Annotated in this window: 10 protein-coding genes; 2 read left to right on the top strand and 8 right to left on the bottom strand. The window is 37.6% G+C overall.

Annotated features, from left to right (window positions below; genetic code table 11):
• Window positions 1-73: 73 nt before the first annotated feature.
• From gyrA to AC1M9E_RS04085, 5 genes are all read right to left on the bottom strand, one after another.
• On the bottom strand, window positions 74-3,049 hold the full coding sequence (gyrA, locus tag AC1M9E_RS04105; RefSeq protein WP_092765977.1) for a DNA gyrase subunit A: 2,976 nt from the start codon (window positions 3,047-3,049) through the stop codon (window positions 74-76).
• Between the two features lie 304 nt (window positions 3,050-3,353).
• Window positions 3,354-3,863 carry a hypothetical protein gene (locus AC1M9E_RS04100; RefSeq protein ID WP_488225051.1) on the bottom strand — a complete coding sequence of 170 codons (510 nt, stop codon included), beginning with the start codon at window positions 3,861-3,863 and terminating at the stop codon, window positions 3,354-3,356.
• A 330-nt stretch (window positions 3,864-4,193) separates the two neighbouring features.
• Complete coding sequence (locus AC1M9E_RS04095) at window positions 4,194-5,126, bottom strand: FAD-binding protein (protein WP_092765976.1); 933 nt, start codon at window positions 5,124-5,126, stop codon at window positions 4,194-4,196.
• An 18-nt stretch (window positions 5,127-5,144) separates the two neighbouring features.
• A complete protein-coding gene (locus AC1M9E_RS04090) occupies window positions 5,145-5,897 on the bottom strand; it encodes an electron transfer flavoprotein subunit beta/FixA family protein (RefSeq protein WP_035266425.1) in 753 nt (250 codons plus the stop codon).
• A 451-nt stretch (window positions 5,898-6,348) separates the two neighbouring features.
• Complete coding sequence (locus tag AC1M9E_RS04085; protein WP_035266421.1) at window positions 6,349-6,957, bottom strand: LysE family translocator; 609 nt, start codon at window positions 6,955-6,957, stop codon at window positions 6,349-6,351.
• A 112-nt stretch (window positions 6,958-7,069) separates the two neighbouring features.
• Between AC1M9E_RS04085 and AC1M9E_RS04080 the strand changes: the two genes are divergently transcribed.
• Window positions 7,070-7,564 carry an Lrp/AsnC family transcriptional regulator gene (locus AC1M9E_RS04080; RefSeq protein ID WP_092765973.1) on the top strand — a complete coding sequence of 165 codons (495 nt, stop codon included), beginning with the start codon at window positions 7,070-7,072 and terminating at the stop codon, window positions 7,562-7,564.
• An 86-nt stretch (window positions 7,565-7,650) separates the two neighbouring features.
• Here the strand turns inward: AC1M9E_RS04080 and mtlD are convergent, their stop codons facing one another.
• Both mtlD and AC1M9E_RS04070 read right to left on the bottom strand, forming a co-directional pair.
• Complete coding sequence (gene mtlD / locus AC1M9E_RS04075; RefSeq protein ID WP_481607103.1) at window positions 7,651-9,798, bottom strand: bifunctional mannitol-1-phosphate dehydrogenase/phosphatase; 2,148 nt, start codon at window positions 9,796-9,798, stop codon at window positions 7,651-7,653.
• A 210-nt stretch (window positions 9,799-10,008) separates the two neighbouring features.
• Window positions 10,009-10,383, bottom strand: coding sequence for a hypothetical protein (locus AC1M9E_RS04070; RefSeq protein ID WP_481588525.1), 375 nt, complete (start codon window positions 10,381-10,383; stop codon window positions 10,009-10,011).
• A gap of 336 nt (window positions 10,384-10,719) precedes the next feature.
• Between AC1M9E_RS04070 and AC1M9E_RS04065 the strand changes: the two genes are divergently transcribed.
• Window positions 10,720-12,390 carry an amidase gene (locus tag AC1M9E_RS04065; protein WP_488225050.1) on the top strand — a complete coding sequence of 557 codons (1,671 nt, stop codon included), beginning with the start codon at window positions 10,720-10,722 and terminating at the stop codon, window positions 12,388-12,390.
• Between the two features lie 60 nt (window positions 12,391-12,450).
• Here AC1M9E_RS04065 and AC1M9E_RS04060 read toward each other — a convergent pair whose 3' ends face one another.
• A complete protein-coding gene (locus tag AC1M9E_RS04060; protein WP_481607105.1) occupies window positions 12,451-13,368 on the bottom strand; it encodes a tyrosine recombinase XerC in 918 nt (305 codons plus the stop codon).
• Window positions 13,369-13,477 lie beyond the last annotated feature (109 nt).

The raw sequence follows: 13,477 nt of genomic DNA, 5'->3' as shown, positions 1-13,477 counted from the left end.
TAATTAAAATTCTTTTTTAGACTATTGTTAATTAAAAAAGGACGCTTCAGCGTCCTTTTTTAATTCCTACAAATTATTCATCTGTAGATTTTTCATCGCTATCAGTCGTATCAATTTCTTGAGTATCTACTGATTCATTAGATTCAATTGAAGCCTCTTCACCTTCAACTGATTCTATAAAATCATCTTCCTCAACAGCTTCAATCGCTTCAACACCAACCAATGTCTCGTTTTCACCTAAGCGGATTAAACGTACACCTTGTGCATTACGACCCGTCTGAGCTATTTCAGATGCACGAGTACGTACTAGCGTACCACCATCAGAAATCAGCATGACTTCTTTACTGACATCGATCGCTACGGCACCAACCAGCTCACCATTACGATCAGATGTCTTGATCGCAATGACGCCTTTACCACCACGTTTCTTGGTCGGGAAGTCATCCACTGGCGTACGCTTACCGTAACCATTAGCTGAAGCACATAGCACTTCACCTGTTGCCGGGACAACAACTAATGAAACAATACGGCTTAAGAAATTAGAATCCGTATCTTCATCTTCTGAATCTACATCATTGTCTTCAATTTCTTCCGCTTGAGCCAATCCAATGGTGACACGCATACCACGTACACCTTTCGCAGAACGACCCATTGCACGTACATCAGTTTCTGCAAATCGAATCGCTTTACCTTCATTCGAGAACAACATAATTTGTTGTTCACCGTCAGTAATCGCAACACCAATTAAACGGTCATCTCCAGCTAACTCGATTGCACGTAAACCATTTGAACGTACATTAGAGAACTGCTCAAGTTCAACTCGCTTGATCGTACCGTATTCCGTTGCCATAAAGACATAGAAGTTTTTACGTAAGTTTTCTGCAAGCTCAGCAAATTCAACTACTACTTCATCATCAAGATCTGTAGTTGATAATTCAACTCCTAACTCTTTCAGATGTGTACGCAATTCGTCCGATAGATCGTCACCATCTGCTAGATCAGCAAATGATTTTTCTAATGCATCATAGTGTGCAGCAATGATTTCGTTTTGCTGTAATTGAGCTTGATGAGATTTAACAAACTGACGGAAATCGGCTAGACGTTCTTTAAATTTCTTCGGTGCATCAATCACTGGCAGAATAGCAGTAATTGTCTCATTTTCATCTAATGGCAATAAGTTCACCATAGGGCGACCTTTTGCACCACGAGAAGCTTGAGGCACTTCAAAAACTTTTAAGCGATAGACTTTGCCGACATTGGTAAAGCATAAAACTGTTGCATGGTTAGATGTCACAATCAAATGTTGAATGTAATCATCTTCTTTCATAGACGTTGCTGATTTACCACGCCCACCACGACGTTGCGCAGCATAATCAGAAAGTGGCTGTGTTTTCGCATAGCCTGATTGAGAAACGGTTAAAACAACTTGTTCTTCTGGAATTAAATCCTCACGAGAGAAATCTACACGAGATTCTACAATCGCAGTACGACGCTCATCACCGTATTGCTGAAGAATAAGTGCAAGTTCTTCACGAATCACGTTCATCAACAATTCAAAATCATTAAGAATTGCTGTCAACTCCGCAATTTGTGCCAAAATTTCAGAATATTCTGCATGCAGCTTATCTTGTTCTAAACCAGTTAAACGATGCAAACGTAATTCTAAAATTGCACCCACTTGAGTCGGCGAGAGACGATAAATATTGCCAGATAATCCAAACGGTTTATTAGGATCTTCACCCTCAATCTCATCTGGGCGAACAGAAACTGAACCTGCTTTTTCCAATAAAGCAACTACACCACCTGCAGACCATTCCCCTGCTTGCAAACGTTCACGTGCTTCTTGCGGATTCGCAGAGGTTTTAATGGTTTCGATGATGGCATCAATATTTGCTAAAGCAACCGTTAAACCTTCCAAGATATGACCACGTTCACGCGCTTTACGTAATTCGAACATCGTACGACGTGTTACAACTTCTTGACGATGGCGAATGAAAGCAGCAATGATGTCTTTTAAATTCATCAGCTTTGGCTGGCCATTATCCAAGCAAACCATATTAATACTGAATGAATTTTGAAGCTGAGTATTTTGGAATAAATTATTAACAATTACTTCAGCGTTTTCGCCACGCTTTAAGTCAATTGCAATACGCATCCCTTCTTTATCAGATTCGTCGCGTAACTCTGAAATACCTTCGAGCTTCTTCTCTTTCACAAGTTCAGCAATACGTTCAATCGTTTTTGCTTTGTTCACTTGATATGGAATTTCAGTGAATACAATCGTCGTACGACCTGTTTTTTGGTCTTCTTCTAAATGATACTTACCACGAATAAATAAACGACCTTTACCAGTACGGTAAGCATCAACAATACCCGATTTACCGTAGATGATGCCGCCTGTAGGAAAGTCTGGACCCGAAATATGTTCCATCAATCCTTCAATACTGATATTCGGATTATTGGCATAGGCTAAGCACGCATTGACCACTTCAGTCATATTATGCGGCGCCATATTGGTTGCCATACCTACAGCAATACCCGTGACACCATTAATGAGTAAATTTGGCACACGAGTTGGCATAACTTGTGGGATACGCTCTGAACCGTCGTAGTTATCTTCCCACTCTACTGTATCTTTTTCTAAATCAGCTAACAGTTCATGCGTTAATTTACGCATACGCACTTCGGTATAACGCATCGCTGCTGCACTGTCACCATCAACAGAGCCGAAGTTACCCTGACCATCAACCAACTGATAACGTAAACTGAAATCTTGTGCCATACGAACGATTGTTTCGTATACAGCAGAGTCACCATGAGGGTGGTATTTACCGATTACATCACCAACGACACGCGCTGATTTTTTGTAAGCTTTGTTATAATCATTTCCAAGCTCATGCATCGCATAAAGAACACGGCGATGAACTGGCTTTAAACCATCTCTAACGTCTGGTAGTGCACGAGAGACAATGACACTCATAGCATAGTCGAGATATGAGCTCTTCAGTTCATCCTCAATGGCAATCGGTCGAATTTCCGATACGCTCATGCATACTCCTTATTACAAACAGCTTGAAGAAACTGCTCGATTTATATAATCAATCTTGCAAAAAATTAGCCCAAAATCTATGGAGCTAAATTCTAAAACTCAGCCGAAAATTATAGCACAAATCCGTATTTTTGTCCCTAAATTTTATGGATGATCTGTTTAATTTTATTCATAAAAATGACTAAATTTTCAACACAAAATTCTTAAACAGTATTGCCCTAAAATGAATGATAAAAATCACTTTTTTGCTACTTATACATAAAAAAGATCCTCGTAAGGATCTTTATAAATACATGAATATTCTTCAATGATGAAGTTCGCGCTTGTCCGCTTTCATTAAACTAAAAGAAATTGCAAATAAGCTTAAAATCAACGGAAACTCATACAGCTCTTCGAGTAAGCTTTCATTACTATTTTCTGTGAGCAGGAGCATCCCTATAAAGCGATGATGCTCTATCGCATCAGAAACAACGAGCCCAATCACAGCCAAAAACAAGGCCCAAACTGGGATAATAGCTGTCTTAAACTTGTTCACAATCTCTGTGCGTAATTTTTGGTTCAATAGTGGAAAAACCACAGACCCAATCAATACAATTGAGATACCTCGAAAATAGATTTTTGGGACATCAGGGAAATAATCTCGCCCCCAACTGGTACTACGACCAAACAATAAAACCCACCAGCAAACAGCCCAAAGCCAAAACTCCTTCTTACCTTCTCTAAGCTGTAAAGGCTTTATGTAAAAATAGCTAATAACTGCAAAGGACAACAATAAAAGAGCCTGTAAATTTTCAATCAGACGCACGTCTTCCATACCAAACACATTGAAATGGACTTGATTAAATAATGGAAAAATTAAACATGAGACCGCGATTAGAACAAGCGGTAATGTTATTCGGGTGTCGACCAGCAAAACACAAACTCCCTCATTAATACATTGAAAGTATGAATGAGCTTAAAAAATGATGGCGAATCATATCACAATTACAAAAAACATATAAAACGGTAAATTCTGATCCCTTGATGAGAATAATCTATAATTTTGTTTTATGAGATTTTTTTATGATTAAATATAAAAATGCCCTGACCAAGTAAAATGAAATGAATCATTACTCGATCAGAGCATTCGTACAGCAATGCTGAATTAGATTTTAGAAACTAATTCTGGAACCACTGTATTTAAGTCACCTACTAACCAGTAGTCAGCTACTGCATTAATTGGAGCTTCTTCATCTTTGTTGATCGCAACGATCACCTTAGAATCTTTCATACCTGCCAAGTGCTGAATCGCACCAGAGATACCTACAGCAATATAAAGGTCTGGCGCAACGATTTTACCCGTTTGACCAACTTGCATATCGTTTGGAACGAAACCAGCATCTACTGCTGCACGAGATGCACCTTGAGCTGCACCAAGCTTATCAGCTAATGGATCAAGTACTTTATGGTAGTTCTCACCAGAACCTACACCACGTCCACCAGATACAACAATGCGAGCTGCTGTTAATTCTGGACGTTCTGATTTTACGATTTCTTCAGATACGAACTTAGAAATACCCGCATCACCAGTAGAAGTTGCAGCTTCAACCGCAGCAGATCCACCTTCAGCAGCAACTGCATCAAACGCTGTACCACGAACTGTACCAACAACAACTGATTCACCAGACTCTACAGTTGCAATCGCGTTACCAGCATAGATTGGACGCTTGAAAGTTTTAGGACCATCAACTGCAATAATGTCAGTAATCATACTTACATCAAGAAGTGCTGCAGCACGTGGAAGTACGTTTTTGCCCGTCGTTGTAGACGCCGCAAGAATGTGTGAATAACCTGTACCAATTGAAGCAACAAGCTTCGCTACATTTTCAGCCAATTGGTTTGCATATGCAGCATCGTCAGCTAAAAGAACTTTGCTTACACCAGCAACTTTAGCAGCTTCATCAGCAACTGCTTGAGCGCCTGAACCAGCAACTAATACAGTGATATCACCACCGATTTTTTGAGCCGCAGCTACAACGTTTAAAGTTGCACCGTTAAGTGCTTTGTTGTCGTGCTCAGCGATTACTAAAATACTCATGATTTTTATCCTTCTGTATTAGATCACTTTCGCTTCATTTTTTAGTTTTTCAACAAGCTCATCAACAGACTTCACTTGAACACCAGCTTTACGTTCAGCAGGCGCTTCAACTTTAACAGTCTTAAGCTTAGTTGCAGGATTAACACCAAAATCTGCAGGAGATTTAGTATCAAGCGGTTTCTTACGTGCTTTCATGATGTTTGGTAGAGCAGCATAACGTGGCTCATTCAAACGTAAGTCAGTCGTAATGATCGCTGGAAGTGCTAGTTCAACAGTTTGTAAACCACCGTCGATTTCACGAGTCACTTGTACTTTATCGCCTTCAACTTTAACTTCTGAAGCAAATGTACCTTGACCAGCACCAAGTAATGCACCAAGCATCTGACCAACTTGGTTAGAGTCGTCATCAATTGCTTGTTTACCAAGAAGGATAAGTTGTGGCTGTTCAGCGTCTACAACGCCTTTAAGAATCTTCGCAACTTCTAAAGCACCAAGTTGGCTATCATCAGCTTCAACTAGGATACCGCGGTCTGCACCAAGCGCCATTGCAGAACGGATTTGTTCTTGCGCTTCTTTAGGACCAATAGAAACAACAACGATTTCTGAAACAGTTCCTTTTTCTTTTAAGCGAACCGCTTCTTCCACTGCGATTTCACAGAATGGGTTAATTGACATTTTAACGTTAGTAAGGTCAACCCCACTATTGTCCGGCTTTACGCGAACTTTAACGTTGGCATCAACCACACGTTTTACAGCAACAAGAGCCTTCATGTAATCCTCGGCTGTTTTAACAGAAGTAAATATTCAGAAAAGTTATAATAACTCTTCATTTAAAATTTTTAGGTGTCCTATCTTGCAATGTGTTTGGCATTTCGGTCAAGTCACAATTCACAAAACTGCTGTAAAAAAGCGTAATTTTCGTTGAACGGAGCGTTCACAAAATTATTTTGTTAATAAATTTGTCAGCTTTTCAATATTTTTGTAAAAAATTAAACTTTGATTTTTAATATTTTTTTAATTTATTAACTACATCAGTTGAATTGATGCTGTAGACTCTTATTTTACGTTGAAAAGCGTTGGCGTGAGTCACCAAATTTGAGGTAAAAAATGTCATAACAGACAGCAAAAATTACAATAACAGCTATTCTTTTTGAGTATAATTTAACCAAAGTTAATTCTATTTGAATAGAAAGCGCAAACATTAGTTTGCGCTTTTTTAATGTTAATTCACAATGAGCCATGTTGCTGCCAATGAAAGCATCACTCCCGAACCACCATCAATCCATTTTTGACGTTTTTCATTTATCCCTGTTTTCTGTGTCAAAAATGCAAATACAAAACTCAATGATGAATAAATAATTAAGCATAATCCAATGAAGATTAGGGATAAGACAATCCCCTGTCCCATAATCGAAGAGGTATGCTGGTTAATAAATTGAGGCAAAATCGCAAAATAAATAAGCATACCTTTAGGATTAAGTAAGGATGTTATAAAACCGCGTCGAATCGGACTAATGACCTGACTTTGTTTAATTTCAATATTTTTGTGATTAAGCGCAGATCGAATCAAATTAAATGCCAAATAAAGCAAATAACAGATTCCTAACCATTTGATCGTTTCAAAAATAATAGGGAAAGAAATAATGATAGCCGCAATACCCACAACGACTAAAAAAGAATGGACGAAATAACCCAAACACACCCCTAAAGTCGCCATAACGCCTGCTTTCGCATTTTTACCCATTACCTGTGACAGAATAAATAACATATCCGGACCAGGCGTAAAAATAAGAGGGATAACTGTCAAAGCAAATAACCAATAGGTAGACATTTTCTTTCTTCCATCATTAATGAAAATGAAAAAAAAGTATCTTCGAATTTACATAAAATAGGATTTCAAATATTCTATTTATTCTTTAATTTTTAGAATTTAATTCCAATATATGAAAATAATATCTAAATCAATTTCAGTTAAATTAGATCGTATCGATAAAAGTATCATTCATGAACTTCAAACCAACGGTCGAATTCAAAATAATGATTTAGCCAAAGAGATTGGCTTATCACCATCCTCTTGTTTAAGACGCGTAAAAATTCTCGAAGATGCTGGAGTCATCCAGCAATACACAACCATTGTTGATCCTCAAAAAATCGGATTACAACTTATTCTATTTTCGCGTATTTGGTTGGTGGGACAAGACGCTGAAACCATCGATACTTTTATTGAAGCGATGAAAGAACTCCCTCAAGTCATGGAGTGCTATATTATTTTGGGCGAATGTGATGCGATGTTAAAAGTTGTCGTACCTGATTTGGAGAACTATCGTAAATTTCAGTCAGAACACTTAACCAAAAAAAATGGGATTACCAGTGTGAAAACGGATTTACCCAGTCAAATCATTAAACAAAGCTATCAACTGCCCCTGCAATCAATTTAATACCATTAAGCAATCGATCCGACTGACTTTTCAGATCGGACCGATTATCCATTTTGATCAAGTTAAAAAGTTAAATCTTCAATGCTTTAAGTTTTTTCAACCTCGATTTTTTCATTCAAAATTTTTTCTAAAAGTACATGCTGATCCACTGATTCACTCAATTTAGGATCACAAATTTTGAGTCTTCGTTTCAGCTCTTCCTGTAAATACAATTGATCCTCAAGCTCCAATTCAGTTTGACTAAGTTGCTGCGCAAAATATCGAATCACACCTTCAAGTCGTTGATTTTGCTTCAATATAACGTATGCATAACCCAATACAAGCCCTTTGAAAATTTCCTGATAAGGCTTACCACGTTGAAAATTGTATGCCAATGAAGATAGTACCCGCTCACCAAAACCTAACTTACGATATGGGTCTCGCGCCACTCGATCACATGGGTCTTTATAAGCCGTCTCACAAGAGTCGATAAAACTCTTTGCCAATAGTTCTAAATTTTCTTTTCGATGTGGTAGTAGATCCTTTAATCCAACTTTAACTTCATGGAGTACTGCCAACATAAATTTAGAAATTTGCTCATCAGACAGTGCAATCCCGATCGTTTCATATTGTCGAAAACTTGCAGCCCATGCTGTCATTGCATGCACACCATTCCACATGCGATTTTTGATTAACTGTATCTCTTCAATCTCTTCAACCAGAATCATTTGGCGCATTTTTGCCAATAAAGGACTGTTATTTTCCACATAAAGTGGCATATCTGTTTCGGCATGAAATAAGATCAATTCTAGATTTTGTAGAATATGCGCCGATTTGAATTTTTCGTATAGATCGTCAATATACTGAGTAGCCAATTGTTCTTGTTCAGCATTTAAACGCGTCCCTTCATCCACATCCGTCACGTCTAAATCATGCTCATGCTGCACATGTCTAAAAATATTGTATTTGATTTTTAACTGTCTAAATAGTTTTTGATCTGTAATTTTAGCTACCATTCGATTGACTACTGTATCGCAAAAATAGTGCTGCGACATGATGATATTGACTGTCTTCGCATCCGTAATTTCATGCAAAGCACTACAAATCTGTTGTTCAATTAATGATTTTGCGCCTACTTTGTTTAAAACAATTAAAACTGTTAGAGGATTCAACTGTTCTTCAAAATGGATATAACGCGCATACAACCCTTGAGCAATGGTTTTAGCCTCTTGCTCGATTGCCTTTTCAGGTAAACACAGTGCAATTAAACTTGATTCAATATACATGTGCTGCATCATTTCAATATTTGATGCATCTATGACGGTTATATTGTCTATTCGCTCGTCATGAGAGTGTTGCCCATAACGAATACTGTAACCACCAAAAGTATTCACACTATTTCTATAGAGTGAATTCCGAGTTGAAGCATAGATTTGTTTTGGTCGAGTATATCCATCCCAATGAGACAATACTTGGGCAATATAGCCACCACCTATTGCCCCAAAACCATGTATCCCCACGACATGCTGATTTAAAGTCTGAGGAAAAGAGTCAAATAGAGCAGGCATTTTTAATTTTGGTGTAAATTGATTCAAATCTTCCAGAAAATCATGCATGCTTTCGTAAAAGAAATTCGCTTTTTCGAGCATGGTTGAATTAGGTTCTTTGATATCTTGAAGTAATACCGTTAATCCACCCGCTTCAAACGCCGACATCACTCCATTTTCTGAGTCTTCAAACATTAAACATAAAGTTGGATCAATGTTCAGTTGCTCAGCAGCTTTTAAGAAAATTTCTGGGTGTGGTTTTCCATTATCAACCTCATCGCCGCATACGATAATGTCGAAAAACTTATATACATTGGCATTGATTAAATACTCTTCAGCTATTTCACGTCGACTCGAAGTTGCTACTGCCATTTTCAGATTGGACTTTCTTAAACGTTCAAGAACTTGCATGAGTCCAAATTTAATCGGCACTCCGTATTTTCTTACATGCTCAAGTTCTAGCTGATCTGCTCGCTTTCTGATTTCCGCATACGGTACTTCTTGACCATATTGCTGATTTGCCAGTTTTTCGGCACTACGAGCACTTAAACCCAAACAAGATAATAAATAGGCGTCTGTAAATTCGACACCAATGAGTTCTAATGATGCTTGCTTCAACGTTTGAAAACGAAGTCGCTCCGTATCAAACATTGTGCCATCCATATCAAAAATGGCGGCATGGATATTATTTTCATGAAATTTAATCATTTACCCCTCTCCAAAAAAATTCAAAATTATTAGACAAGTGTAAAGAATTTGACTGAATCGAATGAGCAGAATAAATATATGAAACAAAATTGAACGTTATTTAATCAATAATTTTATATTTATGTATTGAGTTGTTGGAAACGGGTAAATTTAATTTTCTATAAAGTAACAGAGCTAAAATTATTAGCCCTGTTTTTTAAATGATTTTTTTCAAACTTGATTGAGCGCCGCCAAGTAATCACGATGGACGTGACTCAATTCAATAATAGGATATTGTTCTAGTTCAAAAATTTTCCAAACTTCAATAAAGTCTTCTTTCAAATCAACTCCTTGATCTGCAATAGGTCTTTCTTGCCATTGCTGATCAGAAATCCACAAATAAGTCTTAGATGCTATTGGATCAATCGCTTGGATTTTTCCTTCAGTATTAATACCCTGCACATAGGCATTGTTGGGGAGAGCGGCCTCAATCATCGGTAAATTGATTTCCACAAAATGTTTCACCTGACGTAAACCATAACCTGCAAAAATGTCTTTTTGTGCTGAAGAGAGTTGCTGATACTTTTGATCAATATTGTCAATCATGGCTTGACCTAATCATTCCTGCAAAATATTTTTTAATTTGTATACAACTTAAATCCATCTATTAAAGTTATACCTTAAAAATCGTATTAAAAAAATTCAATTCGAAAAATTTAAGCTAAAGTTCAAGGGAAAATTATTTTTAAAAGCGCAGCTTTCAAAAGCTCAATCCCAACAATACATTATTTTTCAAATAATTTTATTCGCATTAAATTAACGCATTTTATTTATATCAATGGTTATTAGCTATTTTCTGGAGCATAAAACTGTAAATTTCATTCATTTTTAGAGTGGCACATTCATTGCTTAACCAGTTTGAACTTAATCTGGGGAATGCACATGATCACATTTAAAAAAACTCTGCTTGTTGTCACGATAGCAACTTTCTTAACAGCCTGTGGTGACAATGAAAGTAGCACAAATAATTCTAACACGCCGCCTCCTGTCCCGTTTAATCCTGTAGAAGCAACCATTAGTGATTTGCATAACTCGATTTTAAGCAAAGGTTCATCTTGTGTTGATGTTGTGCAAGGATATTTAAATCGTATATCAGCTTACGATCGACAAGGTCCAGAGCTCAATAGCATTATTTCTTTAAACCCAAATGCACTTAAAGAAGCAGAAGTGCTCGACCAACAATTTGCAAAAAATTCGAAACTTTCAGGACCTCTTCACTGTGTCACTGTACTCGCTAAAGACAATATTGATGCTGTAGATATGGCGAACACAGCAGGTTCTGTAGCATTAAAAGATAATTTTCCACATGATGATGCCTATATCATAAAAAATATCAAAGAAAATGGCGGAATCATTTTAGGAAAAGCCAATCTTGATGAGTTCGCTTTCGGCTTTGGTGGAAAATCAACTCTAGGTGATCAAACTAAAAATGTGTATGACTTAAGTAAAGGCCCAGGTGGTTCATCATCAGGAACTGGCGCTGCCATATCTGCAAGTTTTGCAATGGTGGGAATAGGAACTGATACGGGAGGGTCAATTCGTGTGCCTTCATCAGTACAGGGTCTTGTCGGTTTACGACCATCTTTACGTCTTTTGAGCCAAGATGGAATTATTCCACTGGCACCAACTCAAGATACTGCTGGACCAATGTGTAGACAAGCTATTGACTGTGCAAAATTAATGGATGCAATGATCGGATTCGATAGCTCATTAAGTTCAAATCAACGTAGTGAATTTGCACGCACTTCTCCTCTTCTAAAATCAGAGTCTGCTTACCGCGAATTGATTAATCAACCGAATAGCTACGTTCCTCATGACACTGTAAGTCTTGAAGGAAAGCGTATTGGTATAGTACAAGCACTTTACCCTTCCGAAGGTTCAACCACTCAACAGAAAGAAGACTACAATCTCGTTAAAGAAGCAATGGATAACGCAATTACTAAACTTGAAGAGGCAGGAGCGACTGTAGAAATAGTTACAATAAGCGATCTAAATACAATTTTGACACGTTATTCGAGTCTTTCAAGTGCTGAATTTAAAATATCACTTACAGAATATCTAAAGACCACAAGAAGTATTTACCAATCGTATGAAGATTTACTCGCTAGTGAACTAATGATCCGTAACTTCAGTGGCTATAATTCTGATCCAACAAGTGCTTCATATATTGAGAATTATGAGCGCAACACCACTGAAAGAAGTCCATTCGTGCGCTTACGCATGAACAGCGCTTTAAATAATGTTGAACTAGATGGTACTCGTAAAGGCGTACAATACGACGCTTTAGCCTACCCTTCTAATACTGGGTTCGCTGGTAATTTAGGAAGTAGCCCGACCACAGGTACCAATAATCGCCTAAGTCCGTTTAGTGGTTTTCCTGCATTATCTATGCCTGCTAAATCAGTCAACTCAAGTCGCAGTAGTTATCCTATGAATGTTAACATCGAGTTTATTGCTCGTGAATTTGATGAGCCGACTTTATTTGAAATCGCAGTCGCATTCCAAAAAGTGAATCCCGCACGTATGATACCTATACACACACCAGCACTTTAAACAGATAACTTTATCATTCAGTACAGTATTAAGTATATTCAATATACTTAATACTGAGGATTAAGATTTTTGGGCTCTAGGGTGAGCTTTATCATAGACTTGAGCCAAACGATCAAAATCTAACTGAGTATAAATTTGTGTCGTAGATAAATTACTATGACCTAGCATTTCTTGAACTGCTCGTAAATCACCACTGTTTGAAAGCAGATGACTAGCAAAACAGTGTCGCAGTAAGTGAGGATGTAAATCCACATTTACGCCCGCTCTTTGTGCTTGCAATTTGACTCGATTTTCAATCTGTCGATTCGTCAATCGACTCCCTTTTTTAGTAATAAAAACTGGGGAATCTAACTCAATTTCCCCACACCAGATACGATGGACTTTAAGCCATTCGATTAAACTCGTTTTCGCTTTCAAACCAAAAGGAACAACCCGAGTTTTATTTCCCTTACCCGTAATTCGAAGTAATTGTCGTGTAAAATCGATATCTCGAATATTCAATCCTTGTACTTCGGCTAATCGTAAACCACTTGAATAAAGCAGCTCCAAAATAGCTTTATCTCTTAACCACAAGAGATGATCTTGAGAGGATTCAGGTGCAGGTTGATCCAAAATTTGCTGAATCGTTTCGACATCAACCATACCCGGCAAAGGCCTTGGCTGTCTTTTTAACTTAAAATCATGAATGGGATTATTCGATAGATATTTCCCTTCCACAGCCCATTTCATGAATTGACGAATGGCTGTTAAATGACGTTGTAAACTTGCACTGTTGAGTTGATGTTGTTCAACCTTATAAGCCATATATTCTCGTAAATCAGATGCTTCAACTTGATTTAATTCAATTTTCTTTTCATAACAAAAGTCAATAAAACCAGACACATCACGGAAATACGCCTCAAGCGTATGCTCAGATTGATTTTGAATCTTTCTCTCTTTCAACCACATTGACAGCAATTGCATTGCGCCATATTGCATTTGGTTTTCTCTCTATTGAATCGATGCCTAATCATCAATACTCGTGGGCATTCCAACAAATCATAAAGTAAAAAGCCCTGAATTTCAGGGCTTTTTAGTCAGGAAATAA

The organism is Acinetobacter sp. 24-47-47 (assembly GCF_057737035.1).
The sequence above is the reverse complement of the archived record's forward strand: the minus strand, read 5'-3'. Positions and strand labels throughout refer to the sequence as shown.